Annotated in this window: 13 protein-coding genes and 2 pseudogenes; 4 read left to right on the top strand and 11 right to left on the bottom strand. The window is 35.6% G+C overall.

What is annotated here, in order from left to right:
• Positions 1-50 precede the first annotated feature (50 nt).
• Positions 51-674 (bottom strand): DJ-1/PfpI family protein, encoded by a 624-nt coding sequence (locus EI981_RS14230; RefSeq protein WP_126999172.1) that lies wholly within the window; start codon positions 672-674, stop codon positions 51-53.
• A gap of 201 nt (positions 675-875) precedes the next feature.
• Positions 876-1810 (bottom strand): annotated as a pseudogene (locus EI981_RS14225) (LysR family transcriptional regulator).
• Between the two features lie 144 nt (positions 1811-1954).
• On the opposite strand from EI981_RS14225, the gene EI981_RS14220 reads away from it, so the two are divergent.
• Positions 1955-2974 (top strand): alpha/beta fold hydrolase, encoded by a 1020-nt coding sequence (locus EI981_RS14220; RefSeq protein WP_126999170.1) that lies wholly within the window; start codon positions 1955-1957, stop codon positions 2972-2974.
• A 1273-nt stretch (positions 2975-4247) separates the two neighbouring features.
• Here EI981_RS14220 and yqeK read toward each other — a convergent pair.
• From yqeK to EI981_RS14180, 8 genes are all read right to left on the bottom strand, one after another.
• Positions 4248-4859, bottom strand: a complete 612-nt coding sequence (gene yqeK, locus EI981_RS14215) for a bis(5'-nucleosyl)-tetraphosphatase (symmetrical) YqeK (RefSeq protein ID WP_418789068.1) — start codon at positions 4857-4859, stop codon at positions 4248-4250.
• 5 nt (positions 4860-4864) lie between these two features.
• Positions 4865-6100 (bottom strand): sugar efflux transporter, encoded by a 1236-nt coding sequence (locus EI981_RS14210; protein ID WP_126999166.1) that lies wholly within the window; start codon positions 6098-6100, stop codon positions 4865-4867.
• Position 6101: 1 nt separating this feature from the next.
• Positions 6102-7697: a glycoside hydrolase family 3 protein gene (locus tag EI981_RS14205; RefSeq protein ID WP_126999163.1), complete on the bottom strand. Its 1596-nt coding sequence runs from the start codon at positions 7695-7697 to the stop codon at positions 6102-6104.
• Positions 7694-8707, bottom strand: coding sequence for a phosphotransferase (locus EI981_RS14200; RefSeq protein WP_126999161.1), 1014 nt, complete (start codon positions 8705-8707; stop codon positions 7694-7696). Before EI981_RS14200 ends, EI981_RS14205 begins: the two co-directional genes overlap by 4 nt.
• 9 nt (positions 8708-8716) lie before the next feature.
• A complete protein-coding gene (locus EI981_RS14195; protein WP_126999159.1) occupies positions 8717-9676 on the bottom strand; it encodes a glycosyltransferase family 2 protein in 960 nt (319 codons plus the stop codon).
• Positions 9673-10623, bottom strand: a complete 951-nt coding sequence (locus tag EI981_RS14190) for a dimethylarginine dimethylaminohydrolase family protein (protein WP_162616177.1) — start codon at positions 10621-10623, stop codon at positions 9673-9675. The genes EI981_RS14195 and EI981_RS14190 overlap by 4 nt, the downstream gene beginning before the upstream one ends.
• 4 nt (positions 10624-10627) lie before the next feature.
• Positions 10628-11836: an LbetaH domain-containing protein gene (locus EI981_RS14185; RefSeq protein WP_162616176.1), complete on the bottom strand. Its 1209-nt coding sequence runs from the start codon at positions 11834-11836 to the stop codon at positions 10628-10630.
• Positions 11837-11926: 90 nt separating this feature from the next.
• The gene (locus EI981_RS14180; RefSeq protein ID WP_126999153.1) at positions 11927-12796 is read right to left on the bottom strand and encodes a carbohydrate deacetylase; all 870 of its coding nucleotides are present in this window, start codon (positions 12794-12796) and stop codon (positions 11927-11929) included.
• A 297-nt stretch (positions 12797-13093) separates the two neighbouring features.
• Between EI981_RS14180 and EI981_RS14175 the strand changes: the two genes are divergently transcribed.
• The gene (locus EI981_RS14175; RefSeq protein ID WP_126999151.1) at positions 13094-13852 is read left to right on the top strand and encodes a Cof-type HAD-IIB family hydrolase; all 759 of its coding nucleotides are present in this window, start codon (positions 13094-13096) and stop codon (positions 13850-13852) included.
• 306 nt (positions 13853-14158) lie between these two features.
• Here EI981_RS14175 and EI981_RS14170 read toward each other — a convergent pair.
• Positions 14159-14542 (bottom strand): annotated as a pseudogene (locus tag EI981_RS14170) (polymorphic toxin-type HINT domain-containing protein); the annotation flags it as partial.
• Positions 14543-14724: 182 nt separating this feature from the next.
• Between EI981_RS14170 and EI981_RS14160 the strand changes: the two are divergent.
• Complete coding sequence (locus EI981_RS14160; protein ID WP_335926186.1) at positions 14725-15522, top strand: glycoside hydrolase family 3 protein; 798 nt, start codon at positions 14725-14727, stop codon at positions 15520-15522.
• Positions 15515-15916 carry a hypothetical protein gene (locus tag EI981_RS14155; RefSeq protein ID WP_126999147.1) on the top strand — a complete coding sequence of 134 codons (402 nt, stop codon included), beginning with the start codon at positions 15515-15517 and terminating at the stop codon, positions 15914-15916. The genes EI981_RS14160 and EI981_RS14155 overlap by 8 nt, the downstream gene beginning before the upstream one ends.
• The last annotated feature ends 444 nt before the right edge of the window (positions 15917-16360 follow it).

The following is a 16360-nucleotide window of genomic DNA, read 5'->3' as shown; positions in this document are numbered from 1 at the left end:
TGTCTTTGCTGACCTAACGTGTCCCGTTAGTTGAACATGAGCTGTTAGGTTCATAGTATAAATTCAATAGTTGTAGCTGTTCGTTCCGCTGTTGATTTCCCCATGATTTTCTCAACAAGATATAGTGCCAAGTTAATTCCTGAAGAAACCCCACCTGAAGTTATGAGGTTACTATCATGTATAACTTTGCTGTCTGATACTACTTGAATATTAGGATACTTTTCTTTTAATATTTTCAATGCTAAATGATGTGTCGTTGCCTGCTTTCCATCTAACAACCCAGTCTCACCTAATATAAGTGCTCCAGTACAAACGGAGCATATAAATTCAATACTTTTATGTTTAATAATCCAATCTTGTATCTTTTTATTTTTAATAACAGATTGTACCGCCCTTAAAGGACCACCTGGAATTATTAGAATATCTAATTTAGGACAATTCATAATGCTAAAATCAGGTTCTACTTTTATTCCTGTATGTGTTTTTATTTGTTTTCCTGTTTCTGTAATAGTACATACATCAAAAGGTTGTGTAGGTAACAAATGCTTTCTGTAAAGGATCATGGCTTGTTCAACTTTATTGTTTGCAGTTAGTGATAACACTTCAGCTGGACCAGTAAAATCTAAAGCATCTACAAAATCATACAGTAATATTCCAACTTTTTTCGTTTTCATTTATTGTATTCCCTTCTCAAAACACACTTGCTTTATCTTAGCATAACAATCACGTTATTTTTAGTCCAAATTTTCCATATCTGTCCGTTAGTTCAACGCCTCGGCAGCCTCCACGATGTTATTGAACTATCGTTACCCGTTAGCTTAACGAAACAGATTAACATTCTAATCGACATTGGTCCATGTTCTTAACCTTTTCAGCTATGGAGTTAAGTTCTTGCCCTTGGTCGGAAAAACTAGTTTCTCATACTGTGAACCAAAAACTGCGCTGGTTGCTTCTATGAAAGATAACATGATTGGTGAAAGCCACTTGTCTTTATGCCACAACATCTGTGTATATACCTGCAAGTCCGGAATTTGCCATGGGAGGACAACAAGTTCTCCGCGTTCAACTTCGGATTCCGCGACGATCTCAGGAAGAAAGGCAATACCGATTCCTGAAATTGCACATTGTTTAATGGCTTCAGCACTTTGAAACTCTAAATATGTAATGCTATCAATGCCCTCTTTCTCAAATGATCGATCAAACATAGTTCGATAAGGACAACCCTTTTCATTCGTCAGGAATACTTCTCCGTGAAAATCTTCCAACTGAAGCACAGTTCGTTTGGCGAGTGGGTGATCTGGAGCAGCTAACAATCGGAAATGTTCTTCCAGCAAAGGTTCCACGGAAAGTCCACTCGAGCGAATGGGTTCATCCAACATATAAACAATATCCGTGGTTCCCTCAAAGAGCGTTTGCTTGAGCTCTTGATTCGGAACTGAGCGGAAGATTAGACGAACTCCCGGATGCTGCGAACGAAACCGTTGGAAGACAGGTGGAAGCCGGTAGGAGCAAATAACCTCATTCGCACTTATCGTTAAGGTACCACTTAGTTTTTCATTATCATGGACAGCACTACGAGCTTCGTCCATTTTTTCAAGAACGCCTTGGGCGTGTGTTAAAAAGCGTTTACCCGCAGTTGTGAGCGCGAGTTGCTTGCCCAACCGATCAAAGAGGCGAACACCTAGCTCATCTTCCAATGCTTAATTTGCATCGTGACGTTGGAAGGAACGTAGCTCAGCACTTCTGCTGCCCGCGTGAAATTCAATGTTGTTGCAACCGTACAAAACGTATTCAGTTGACGCAATTCCATCCGATGCTCCCCCTTCATCTTTCAATTTTATTGAATGCTATCTTGAATTCTATTCACTTTTATTGAGAGTATCACAGCTCTATACTGAGCACAAGAGATCACAGTGAACATGTGGTTTTTCATTTTGAAGGGAGCGACTATACGATGGACTATGAAATTTTTAATTTGGGTGATGTACTCTTACAATCAGGAGTGACGTTACCAATTGCTTTTCTTGCTTATAAAACATACGGAAAATTAAATGAACAGAAGGATAATGTTATTGTCTATCCAACGGCTTTTGGGGATCAGCATGTTCAGAATGAATGGCTCATTGGCAGCGGGATGGCACTCGATCCAGAGAAATATTTTATTATCGTTCCCAATTTGCTGGGCAATGGGCTATCTTCCTCTCCCAGTAACACGCCTCCTCCATTTGATCGGGCTAACTTTCCACAGGTAACCATCTATGATAACGTTCGATTCCAGCACCAACTGCTGACCGAAAAATTCGGTATTCAAAAGATTGCTCTCGTCGTCGGGTGGTCGATGGGCGGCATTCAGGCATTTCAATGGGGGGCAAGTTACCCGGAGATGGTCGAACGAATCGCACCTTTCGGAGGCATCGCCAAAACTTGGCCTCACACATATGTAGTGCTGGAAGGTGTAAAAGCTTCACTGCTATCTGCAGTCGGCTTCGACTCAAGTAAATTAAACCAACTAAGTTCTACAGACATGCGTGCCGTTGGTCGGGTGTATGCAGGATGGGGACTATCACATGCGTTTTATAGAGAAGAGCTTTACCGTGAGATGGGATTTGACACATTGGAGGATTTTGTAGCTGGTGTCTGGGAAGATAGCTTTATGAATATGGATCCTCATAATGTTCTGGCAATGTTATGGACAGGCCAACATGCAAATATCAGTGCAAACCCCTCCTATAACGGAGACTTTGATAAAGCACTTCAGAGTATAAAAGCTCTTGCCTGTATCATGCCGGGAAGCACGGATCTCTTCTGCACAGCGGACGATAATGAATACGAAGCTAAGCGTATACCTAATGCTGTCTTGAAACCAATCCAATCGATCTGGGGCCATTTTGCCGGTCGTGGAATCAACAGTGCCGATAATCAATTTATTGATGACAATCTAAAACACTTGTTGTCACTTAGCACTAAAGAATAGATCGTCACTTGCATTGGATGTCTGTCAGGCCTAGCAAGATTCCCTGTTCTTTAGCCCGGTTATATCTCTCATGAATTCATAACCTAACCGATCGGATTTGAGGTCACCAGAACTTACTGGTTCGACCTCTTTTTTCTGCGATCGTACTTCCTTTAACGAATTCAGTGAACTCTGAAGACTGTAGCACGTCTTTAATCTTAAAAGTTAAACTTATTTTTTTATCGTTCGCATACCTGAAGTATATTCACAAAATTCATCTATCCTGCCCGTTAGCTTAATGAACTAATGCAGTGAAATGTAGTTTAATTCTTATCTAATCGGTAATAGGACTATGTTCTTGTCCATTTCGGCTAACGATACAAGTTCTTGTCCTCAGCTTGGGACAAGAACTTGTATCGTTAAAACAAAAAAGCCGCGATTTCCGCGACTCCTTAAGCGTATATGTTCTTGTCCTCCGACATGATATCTACTTTCTTTGAAAGCAGTTAATAAAATAATCAAAATCAATGTCAGTATTACTTTACAATTAGCAGATTCTAATGAGCCGACCTCTCCTGCCGTTTCATTCTCAAAGGAATGCAAAGCCGTATGTAGATGAGCTGGCCTCCTGCAGGACCTTTCGTACAAGATCAGACTTATTCTGGAGAAGATCAGAATGCTCGAGGTAATAAATTGGAGATCACTTCTCTCTCCTGTTGCGTTGTTTCGAGTTTGCACTGTGCCTCACATCCTAAAGAAATCATGTAATTCCGTACAGGGTCCCTATTGGGATCCAAGATCCAATTATCTAATCTTATGAATACAAGTTCTTGTCCATTTCGGCTAACGATATAAGTTCTTGTCCTCAGCTCGGGACAAGAACTTATATCGTTAGCCCCCTTTCCTAAGAATATCGTAATTTAGTAAAATTATCAGACATATCTGAAGAGTTGCTAGTCGTAATTAAAAGTTTTATTGAGCACAAACTAAACGAAAATTTATCCCTCCTCTTACTATGGCCATATGTTAATTCAATAAAATAGTGCTAATCATTAATGATTAGCACCTTCTTAGGGGATCATTTAGATCAGTTATATGCAACCCATTCACAAATGACACGCTTTAAAGAGTATTTATTCGATGGTGATACCGAATTTCCGAAGTCGCAAACTTTTCTTGTTTCTGCACCACCTCGTTGTAGAACAGCAGTGAAGCGGGGCCCTCCATTCAAGAATTAATCTAATCGGTCAAGTATCCATGTTCTTGCGTCGGACAATAATTAGCTATTCATTGATTATAAGTTTAATTCTATTTTGAGTTCTTTATAAGCTGACTCTAAAAAGGGATGTACGACTTTAAGATTATCTTTGTTGTCAAACAAGTATTTAATATAACTATACGAAGCCAACTCTAATGATTCTTTTAAAGCTTCTTTGATTTTGCTTATATATGGTGGAGATCCGTTTTGATCCCACTCGATTTTATCTGCTACAAATAAAACCTTATCAATCTTCGATGCATTGGATTTTAGCGTTGTATGGCATGCTATAGCACTGATTATCTCTTCATCATGTACATTAAATATCTCCTGAGCTATTACCCCAGATATTTTTTGGTGGATAATCATTGGGAAAGTCTCTTCTTCTTTTAATATTTCCAATCCCAAATGCTTAGCTACAATAACTCGTTCAGAGTTGGGAAAAATAGCACTGACATCATGAAGATAGCCTGCAACTTTTGCTTTATATGAATCAACGTCGAAAATATTGGCTAACTGCTCTGCTTTATCCCCGACTTTTAAACAATGCTCTGCCGTTTTTTGATGACCGTTTACTAAAAGAAAGTTATACAAGTCCGTTTTAATATCACCTGTCATCGTAACATCTAGCATAAATTTACTGAACAATGAGTTCATAACCTCACACTCTCCTTTTTAAAGTTGCTAGAATAAATTAATACAAGTGACAAAGCAGCTAGTATGACACAACAAATATACGCATTCCTATAATCTAAAAACTGAGTTATAAGACCAAAAAGCAAATATCCTACTAGAGACCCTAATCTAGTAGCGTTTGTATATAATGTTGATGTTGTACCAGGTTCATCCGGTATTAAACCCTGAAAGTATGAAATAGAAACTCCCATTATTATTGAAATATAAGCTGCACTCAATATTTGGATCGGATAAATATTCCATACATCAGTTACAAAGATCAGTAACATATAATAGATAACAGCAATAATCATACCAATTTTGATTAATTTTACAACATTATTTTTTATTGCTAAGAGACCAAAGTACACCATGAATGGTATTTCGAATAGTGGTGGGACACTGAAAATTATTCCTACCTGACTTTCAGAACCGTTTAAGGATTTAATCACATACTGTGACATGTTCATTGTGTTAATATAACCTGCTGCAGTTATGAACATAAACGCAATAAAAGTTAACAGTATTTTCTTATTACCGAATATTAAGGGTAATACTTTCGTTCTCGCCTTCTTAGATACTACCAATTTGCTTTGTTTTAAAAATAACATGATAATTATGAGAGTTAGGAAATATAATAATGCAACTATGAGAAAAACGCCTTTAAAATCAAACTTAACTAATAGTAGCGCTGCTAATGCAGGCCCACAAGTCCAGGAAAGAGCGTAGCTCATTCTAAAAATATTAATTAGAAAAGGTATCTTGTTTTGATCAACGGAATTATTTTCAAGGACTTCTTTAGCGTATGCATAGATTTGAGGTGTTCCACATGAGGCTACACCCATTATTACTGCAGAATTCAGAAGTAAAACATAATAATTTCTTGAAAATGCAAAAATAATAAAACCTATTGTCGAGAATAAAAAAGCAAGCATTAACAATTTTTTTCTGCTTGTAGAACTATCTGATCTACTGCCAATAATAGAACTAATGAGTACACTAGATAAAGATCCTATGACCATATAGTACCCAAAAGATAAATTAGACATCCCTACCTCTTCTAAGCTAAAAAGAGAGTTAAAGGGTACATAGAACGAAACAGATAGTCCTATCATAAAGTTTATAAACAATAAGATTACGAATTGTTTTACGGAAAATATTAAACTCAAATAACTTCTCGCCTTGTTTACTGAAGTTGTGATAATTGGCTGCATATCAACACTTCCTATAGGAAATATCTACTGGCAATTCACCGCGGAATTCCATTTCCCCTATCAATAATTTAGCTAGAGCCTCCATCGTAAGATCATTAGTATAATAAGTACATATTATTGTATTTTGCTCAGAATATGTTTTAATATCGTATGGATTCCTCAAAGCAATTGATATTAAAGGGATATTTAAAGAAGAAAGCCATTTACTGAATTCGTGTTGAGCTGAGTTTATTGTTGAATTTATTGTAGCTTGAATAATTAAGTCATAGTCATTTTTATTAATTTCAAGTTCATTAATATTTCCTTGATTAAAATCCACAGTTTTTAATGTTATGTTAGAATTAAAATGTTGTAAATGTTCAAAAAGCTTGATTGCTTTACCACCAGATGTATCAGCTTCTGAGATATTGTATTGTTCAGGTTGTATAAGTAATATTCTTCTATCTCTCCCTATCGGTAATAAATTCAAAGGGTCTTGGACTAATGTAATAGCCTTTTTAGAGATATCATAAGAAATTTCTCTGGATTTTTTATCATTTATTCTTCTGTTAATACGATACTGTTTTGTTTTCATTTTCAAGTTTAATATACGTTCTACAGCTTCATTTATTTTTGTTTCTGAAATGTAGCCTTCTTCTACTGCAGTCAATAAACTTTCAATAGCTAATATTTGATTTGTCTTCGACTTATTTATTAATAAGAGATCCCCTCCAGCTTCAATAAACATTCTAGCGGTTTTTTCAATGCCATAAGTTTTCAACATTGGAGTCATCTCTATGTCATCAGTCATAATAACTCCTTCATATGACATTTCTGTTCGTAGAATATCATTAATAAAGGTTTTGGAAACACTTGCGGGTTCCATATCTATTTTTGGGAAAATAATATGCGAAACCATTATTGAATCAACCTGCTGTTTTGATAATATTTCAAAGGGGATTAGTTCACCTGATTTTAGGTTCAGTAGGTCTGATTCATTATATGGTATTTCCACATGAGAATCAGATACAGTGTTTCCATGGCCAGGATAATGCTTAAGACAACTTGCAATACCTCCACTGTTTAAACCTTTAATAAATGATTCACATAAATCAGTTACCTTCCAAGGTTTATCTCCAAATGATCGAACTCCAATAATAGGATTAAGTTCATTAATATTAATGTCTGCCACAGGAGCAAATACAAAATTAATACCTAACTTGGATAGCTCATTCCCTGTAGCTTGGCCTTGTTCAAAAGCTAAATCGACAGAATGAGTAGCACCTAGTGCCATGTTACCTGGAAACTCAGTAACTGTATCCCCAAATACACTTAAACTTCCTCCTTCTTGATCAGATCCTAATAAAGCAATTTCATGACCAATTGATTTGTATACACTTTGAATTTGTTCAGTAAAAGATCGTACTTGTTCTTTGGATTTTATGTTAGATCCCTTAATTCGATATCCACCCAATTGATATTTACGTATGAAGTCCTCGAATGAAGGTGTCATTTCTTGCCCTTCAGCCTGTCCGATAATTAGTTGCCCTATTTTTTGCTCAAGGGACATATTACTTATTATCTGTGCAATTCTCTGATCTTTAATTACTAAACTCATTCAATCACCTCTTGATATAATTCATTAATTAATAATACTCCTTTTAGATAAAGTAACTTTGCTAAGTTTTTTGGATGCTTAAAAGAAACAAAATATGGAGGGGCACTAAGGAAGTGTGCCGCTTCAGCAAGCTTCACTCTTAAAGTTATGTTATTAAATTGCTCTTCCATATCTTGTAGATGGTAATTGTAAATCGATTTTAATCTTTCGAATTCCCCATTCTTTCGTTCTGAAAAACTAGAGTACCCAAATTGAGGTGTTTTATTTGAATAATCTTCATGATAACTATAATTTCCAACAAACATATCATGGGAACGATTAAAGATAGATTGTCTTAATTTTGCGAGGTCATAGGCAGGATCTCCACCTTCTGTAGGCATACGTGGATCAATAAGTTTGAAATTGCTAGGATCATTTGGTTTAAAAAAAATATGATTGGCTTCTAAATCTCCGTGAGTCATTACTAGTTTTTTTGGATTTAGTAAATTGAAAAAATTTCTTTTTTCTAGAATCTCCAATATAGTATACGGTGCAAGACATTTTTTATCATTTATTATTAATTGATCCGCCTCAACTAAAGGTTTAATGTCAGAACAAAGATTTTTAAATTGTTTAACGCGTTTTATTACTCGATTCTGATGAACTTTCTTTAAATACTGTATATCGCAATCACTTCTATAATTGGTATATAGATGATCTCTTACAAACTTCAATACATTTTCTAATGTGCTGGCAATGATATTCACATCAATCTTATTTTTTACAAGCGCGGCATCAAGTGAAATCATCTCAATATATTCCATCGTATACCAGACTTCAGAATTGGATACCTTGTAATCAATCACTTTAGGGAACTTTGATTTCAATTTTTCGTTTTCTAATGAAACTAAAAAATGAATTTGATCTTTTGTCACATCCATCTCTTCAGCATTGGATGTCTTTAAAACAATTCGCTGACCATTCACATCAATAAAACGCACAGTGCTAAAACTTAGATCTTCAGTCTTCATTAAACCTCCCTATTTTGCTCGTTTTATTTTATTCCCACCAAACATTACTCCACCAGTAAAATATTTATATACTGCAATCCACGTTGTAAAAGGATAAAACCAGAACCAGATAGGGCTTAATAAGAAAGTATAGGGTGGAACGAAATTTCGTGCATACAGTATTTGCCCTATAAACGAGACAAGTAATATAGCTAAGTTTATATATATAAATGTTGCAGAAAAGATAGCAGGACTTAGAATAAATAAGATTAAAAGGATAGGTAGAATCATTGCAAAAAAAGTAAAGCGGATAGGAAATGCTATATTTTCATAGGCATATCGAACTCTTTGTTCCAAAAATTTCGAGAATTTAATATCTTGAATAGCTTCCAGAGCTACATCTCTAATAAAACCTACAGAATATCCATGATCTCTTAGATGCTCTTCCATAGTGAGTTCATCAAATAAGCCATTTCTATTTGGAAATCCTACTTTCTTGTACTGGCTTTTTTTAAACGCAAGATGACCACAATACTGTTTTCTATAATCGAGCATATTTACAACAAACATTCCGTTAAGATCGATCAGTACCGAGAACGGAAATTTATTAAATAAGGGCATCATTTTGAAGCAATCATATTTCTCAAAGTAACGTAAACATTTTCTTAAAGTATCCTTTGTGACTCTAAAATGATCATCAATCAGTAAAACATTGTCGTAACTTGCTTTCTCTAACCCGCAGTATATTCCGTTAAGCTTGTCATTATCTCCAGTACGTTTACTATCTTCCGGAGCAAAATGTATAATATTATTATTCTTTTCAAATACACTATTCATGAACTCAAATATTCGATATGGACTTTCATTTGCGATTACAAATTCACAGTTTTCATCTTTCAGTTGGTATGCCAGGTTATCGATATATTCAGAAAATTCTTCACAGTTCTGAAGCGAAGAGGTTTTAATAGGAATCAAAATCGTTAGATTCAATGCTTTTTCCTCCTCAATACTCCTGTCATGCAATGCACTGATCCTCCGCCTTTCATCAATTCAGAAACATCAACTTGAATACATTCAATTCCTAGAGACTCATAACTCTTAATCGCTTCCCTTGGTAAGCTATTTATTAAAATTGTTTCACTGTTCAAAGGTACAAAATTTATGGACATTCCCTCGTCTACTTCTTGTTTGTTATTTAAGTCAAGTATTGAAAATCCGTGTCGTTTGAGATTGGAATATATCTCATAAGATGCTCTTTTAGGAACTATAGCAGCATGTTTAGCATTAATTAAATTAAAAACTCCATCTAAATGCCCGCATCCATACGTCGTTTGAATAAATATAATTTCACTAAAACCTTGAATTTTCAAGAGTTTTTCAACGAAATATGCTGCTTGAATATTAGTTCTTATTCCAATTCCAATAAAAACCAAATCTTGATTTACGATAACAACATCTGGTCCTTCCAAGTACATATCGCCATGAGCAGTAGCGATTATTGGAATATCAAGTTGCATCATTTTTTTTGCTGCAAGTAATTCTTCACCTGCCCTTACTTTTGAAGCGAGTCTAGAAATAATGGCTCCTTGCGGCGTCATTGTAAAAAGATCCCTACAAAAATATAAGTTAGGATAGTTATTCGACAAGTCTTCGGCATCAATGTAATCAACAATGACATTATTTTGTTTATAGATTTCTGCCATATTGTCATGTTGCTCCCGCGCTCTTTTTGAATCTAGAATTTCGGTCCACAATACTTCATTATGATCTCTTATATTTTCTATTTCTTGGCCAGGTCTATGGAGTAATACATGCTTTAGTTCATCTGTCTCAGAGAAAACGCCACAATTTGACCAAATCAATCCTATATCGGACTGGTGGTACATTCCTCTTTCAACCCATCCTTTTCCACCATGTGCTGAGTCTACAACTTTCATGACATTATCCTCCATCTTTATTCATTTCTTTATCAATTTTTTTAATTATTCTGCCTGGATTTCCGTATACAAGTACTTCATCTGGAATGTTTTTTGTTACTACAGTTCCAGCACCAGTCTTGGCATAATCGCCTAACGATACAGGAGCTACTAGTAAAGTTCCTGAACCTACGAATGCATTATCCCCAATTTTTAGATTGTGTTTGTTTTTACCATCATAAGTACATGTTATGGTTCCTGCTCCAATATTCACCGATTCGCCTACCTCAGTATGCCCAATATAAGAAAAATGTTTAGACTTACTACCGACACCCAATACGGTATCGTTAATCTCAGAAAATGAACCTACTTGAGCTTCTTCCTTTATTGTTGATTTTCCACGGATATATGAAAAAGGGCCTACGGTTGTATTGTTCTCGAGCTTACTGTTTACGATTAAGGATGATATAACCCGAGTGTTTTTTCCAACATAAGAATTATCTATAGTAGTAAAAGAACCTATTTCTGCTCCTTCCTCAATAAAAGAACTTCCTTTAATGACGCAGAAAGAACCAATGATACATCCGGGCATAAGTATTGCAGAGGAATCAATCTCTACAGATTCTGGATTCTGAAAAATAATACCTTGCTGCCTCAATTCTTCTACATACCTTTTCTGTTGTAATAGTATTATTTCCGGTAAATTCTCGTCTGTTATGTGGCTGAAAGTTAGATCGGTAGGGGGAATTTCAAATTGATGAATAATTTCTATTTGTTCCAATATATCTTGTGTTGTTCGAGGTTCACGTTGGAGGTCTATTAAATCTTTAAGCGTTATACCTAAAGTAAAATGAGTGTTAGTTTGTGATGGGATATATACTGAGTAATTCGATTCAATCAAAGATGATATTTCTTTTAAGTAGTACTCTTTTAGAAGTAATTGATTAATATCAAGAATTAACAGTTTTTCTGATTCCGGTGTATGTGAATTTGAAATCAGTTCAGATAAGTTATGGATTACTTGAGTTCTTTCATTAAGCTCCAATTCTTGATTCTTTATTGAATGTTCGGTTCCTAGTAAGGTTACAAAGTTGGAAATTTTTAATAATCTCTTAATCAATACATCTAAAAGACTAGTTGTTCCATAAGTTAACTTAATTATGTTGTCTGAAATAGATCCATTAGAATCAGATAACATAATTACTATATTGTTATAGTAATTTATAAAGATCACCTACTTTAAATTAAATTGATGCAAAGGAAAGTTTCTCTCTTTGAATGTTTGTGTATTGACATAATTTAAAGAGAAAAGACTCTTTTTTATTTATACAAAACTTTTTTCGCTTTCTTTGATATTTTCAATCTCATTGAAATTCACTAATTGAATGTTTTCACTCTGGATTAGTTTAATTGTTTCCTCACTAGTTAAAATTTCAATTTCTTTCTCTCTCATATCTGTATAAGAACTCTCTTTTTCAAGTTCCTCACTATTATATCCAGGATGAACCATAATCTCGGTTATTCCATATTCCAAATTAAGTAAACAATTTTGGAAAGATTTAGTGGTTACATTTTGTCCAAAAAAACTAGAAATAAATTGATCTGGATAATAGAGACCTGACTTATCTATAACCACTCTTAAAGTGGATCTATTACGCTCGAGATCCGTTGCTGATACCGTTCCAAGAAGATTTTGTAATTGTGATAATGTCATTGAGTTTTTATCAATGAGAGGAGATCTGAGTGGTAATTTGAATTTTTGTGCTACATGAATATAAACATTAAAAAACGGTGGGTATAAAACATTCCAATGATGACAATCGATATGACTTGGAATTTCTCCTGTTATTTTAATATATTTATTTATTTGTTCCGAAAACTCTGTTTCTAGGTGTTCTAAATTTACTGTCTCTTTTAGCTCATATAAATTCTTATAAAACTGTCCATTTTCATCAACCAAAGAGCTAATCATTTGCTTTTTCGATAATGAGAATCCTTTATTAAAAACTAAATGTACACCAATATCTAGTTTTTTGAACTTTTTTGCCTCTTTGAGTGCGATATCAATATCTTCTCGATTCATCATTGCTGTTGTTGAAGTCACCAATCCCTGTTGATGAGCATACAAAATACCTTCTGATACTGATTTTGTTAAACCAAAATCATCTGCGTTAACAATTAAATACTTTTTCATAACATCCCCCTTTTTTACTTTTTATAACTTTTAATGACGACATTTACTATCAATATTGATCTTTTTATGATATATATTGATAATATTCTATATATTACCATGTAAAATATGTAAGGACAAGAATTTATTATGATATAAGTATTAAGAGAGTTACTGTATATTGTAAACACAATGTAAAAATAATCAGAAAATACCACTTCCTAGGATCAAATTCCGGTGATACCATATATAGTAATTTAACCACAATAATTTGAATTTATTGATTATCATTCTATAAATTAATAAGGAGATGAATTTATGTATAAATTAATTGCTATTGATTTAGATGGAACTCTATTAAATACCAACAAAGAAATCTCTATAGAAAATTATACTGCTATTAATGCTGCCCTTAGGGCAGGCTTAAAGATTGTTCTCGCCACTGGTAGAGAGATTGAAAAAGTAGCTCCTTATTTGGAGTATCTTGCTCTTGATTTACCTATAGTTACTTTGAATGGAGCCGAGATATGGACTAACAGTAGTACTCTCTATAAAAGAAGTTTAATAGACTTAGATATGGTTAAAGAAGTTTATTCACTCGCTAAATCACATAGTATTCCGTACTGGGGGTTTGCAGTTGAGGGAACTTTCCATAAGTTTAGTTTTGAAGGAAAACTTGAGCATTTCGGATGGTTAAAGTTCTTATTTCAAACTGAATCGAATGAGCAGATGAATGAACTTGTAGTATTAACTAAAAAGATTAGAGCATTAAATTATTTTGAAATCACTAACTCGCATTTGAACAATATAGAGTTGAATTCCCAAGGTGTCTCAAAAGCAGCAGCGATACAGGAACTATGCGATCTCCATAATATATGCATGAAAGAAGTCGTTGCAATTGGTGATAGTATCAATGATATTAGTCTATTAAAAAGTGCAGGTCTAGGAGTTGCGATGTTAAATGCGCAGGAACTTGTAAAAAAAGAAGTAAGTATGGTTACTTCAAGCAATAATGATAATGGTGTAGCAGAGGTTATTGAATTTATCATCGAAAAAAATAAAAAACTATATTCTTAATATCTAGTGCATAATTTGTAAATTCGAGACAAGACACCTTTATATTCTTAGGATTTTGCATACTTTTATCACAATTTTGATGAATTTGTGTATTGTTTAATGAGTCAATGAACTGTTTGATAGTGAGTCCCTTCTCAATCATCAAAGTTTATTAGATAATTATCTAATTAGTGAATTAACCAAGATACTTTATAGACTTTGTTTTTTAAAATGAGATCAGTAACATAGTGCTTGTGCTCGTTGTATAGTTCTTTGAGTTTAAAGACTGAACAGTTGTTATCTGCTCTTGTCCAGAAATCATTTTTCTTATCTAGAGTAACCTGCCACAAACCCTTCGTCGCCTCCGGCTCCGCCGCCAGCGCCTCGGCCCGCACTTCCACCGTAGTTATTGGTCCATAGCTTGAGTCCCGTTACGAAATACGTATGGTAGTCCCCAACGCTGAAGTTGTACACTCGAATCGTTTCTTGCTTGATCTCGATCTTTTCAATGACATACATTTTTCCTTCATCGTTGACAAATCGATCTTCTTCTTTCAAACCCCTGGATTTGATCCAGCCTTTCCCTATCACCCTAAATGGATGCTCTGCCGTCGTGACGATGACGGTATCCTCCACCTGAATATGATAGGCTTCTTCCGTTACCCGATGATAGGTTTCTTCCACCGGCTTATAATCTAGTTCACCGGTCTCTTCACTCTGGGCCTTGTGTTTCTATGATCTTTCCCGCATTTTCCAAACACCACCATTTTGCAGCCCCATACCACTACCCATATCTTGGCTGATATAGGTTTTAGTTTTTTTGTTGTAGAACACCTTCTGTCCATTTATTGAAATATATCAGGATTATTCTCATCTTTGGCTAAGCTGTCATCTTGGAAGCTGGTCAAGACCTGGAAATGCCTTCAAGCTCTGGCCTGGGTGATCGTAAAATCATCGAGGCTGTTCGAAATGGACAACTATCCGAGGAAGCGCTAGATCGTGCTGTTGAACGGCTTCTGCGTATCATCATCATGAGCGTCGACAACAAGAAAGCAGATGCCACTTACGATAAGGACGAGCATCATCGTCTGGCTCGCACGGTTGCTGGTGAAACGATGGTTCTGCTGAGAAACGAAGATCAACTGCTCCCTCTGTCTCAAGGACAGAAATTGGCCATCATTGGCCCATTCGCCCAGAAGCCAAGGTATCAAGGCGCCGGCAGCTCGTTTGTTAATGCGACTAAACTCGATGTACCGTTCGAAGAAATCAAGAAGCTGGCAGGTGACACGGGCTCCGTCGTCTATACACAAGGCTTCCATATCGACAATGACGATCTGGATCATTCGCTGATCGAAGAAGCAAAAAGGGCCGCCAGTGAAGCAGATGTGGCTGTTATTTTCGCCGGACTTCCGGATCATTACGAATCCGAAGGCTATGACCGTAAGCATATGCGGATGCCTGCGAACCAAGAGCAGATTATTACTGCTATCGCCGAAGTGCAGAGCAATGTCGTCGTGATCCTGATGAACGGATCTCCAGTCGAGATGCCTTGGGTAGGTCATTCCAAAGCGATTCTCGAAGCTTTTTTGGGCGGTCAAGCAACCGGCGGAGCAATCGCTGATCTCTTGTTTGGCAAGGTTAATCCAAGCGGCAAGCTACCGTTACAAAATGCTGCGAGCCAAGTTGGATAGTGCAGAGTACATAACTTTAAAAATCAGTGATACTTCACAATATTTAGATAAACAGAGTAGTAACATTTCCAAGTCAAGAATAGTACCCGTCACTATAATTTCAGTGTTGTTATTGGCTGTATGGTCTGGTTATGCTTCGGCAATACTCAGTGACCCCATACTTGCCATTGATACTAAGCTTAGCGCTGCATTGTTTCTCTGCATCATTGCTTGTATTCTATGCTTAGCTGTATTTGGCTTTATAAAATCGTTTGATAAGGTGTTTTTAAGCAAGCCTAAAACACTGAGCCAATTAGCTGAGTTACTTGAAATGATAGAAATAAACGATAGTGGTAATGGAAACGAGTTAACTCCAATGAATCTAAATAAAAATCGACGTATTAAAAATGTTTGATCAGTTTACCGATATATAAATGAATTGTGTATCTCCCAATTCACGATATATCAATACATCAACTAATTTGTAACTGCTTGTAGCATAACAGGCTTAAATACTCAATTAATCGCTTAAGTATCCAGATTCTTGAATATGCCGTGGCCATTACTATCGGTAACTTCCCGATGGTAATTTCGTTAGCTTAATGTATTACTTCTTAAGGGGAATCTGCCTGAATGTCGTCACGCAATATCTATCGTCACGAGATCGTTTATCATTCGAATCGGCTATAAATACATGTTCTTGTCCATTTCGGCTAACGATATAAGTTCTTGTCCTCAGCTCGGGACAAGAACTTATATCGTTAAAACAAAAAAGCCGCGATTTCCGCGACCCCTTAAGCGTATATGTTCTTGTTCTCCGACAATACTGTCATAGGACAAGAACATAGTCCCTTCTAAG

The sequence above is a fragment of the Paenibacillus lutimineralis genome, from assembly GCF_003991425.1.
Taxonomy (GTDB): Bacteria; Bacillota; Bacilli; order Paenibacillales; family Paenibacillaceae; genus Fontibacillus; species Fontibacillus lutimineralis.
The sequence above is the reverse complement of the archived record's forward strand: the minus strand, read 5'-3'. Positions and strand labels throughout refer to the sequence as shown.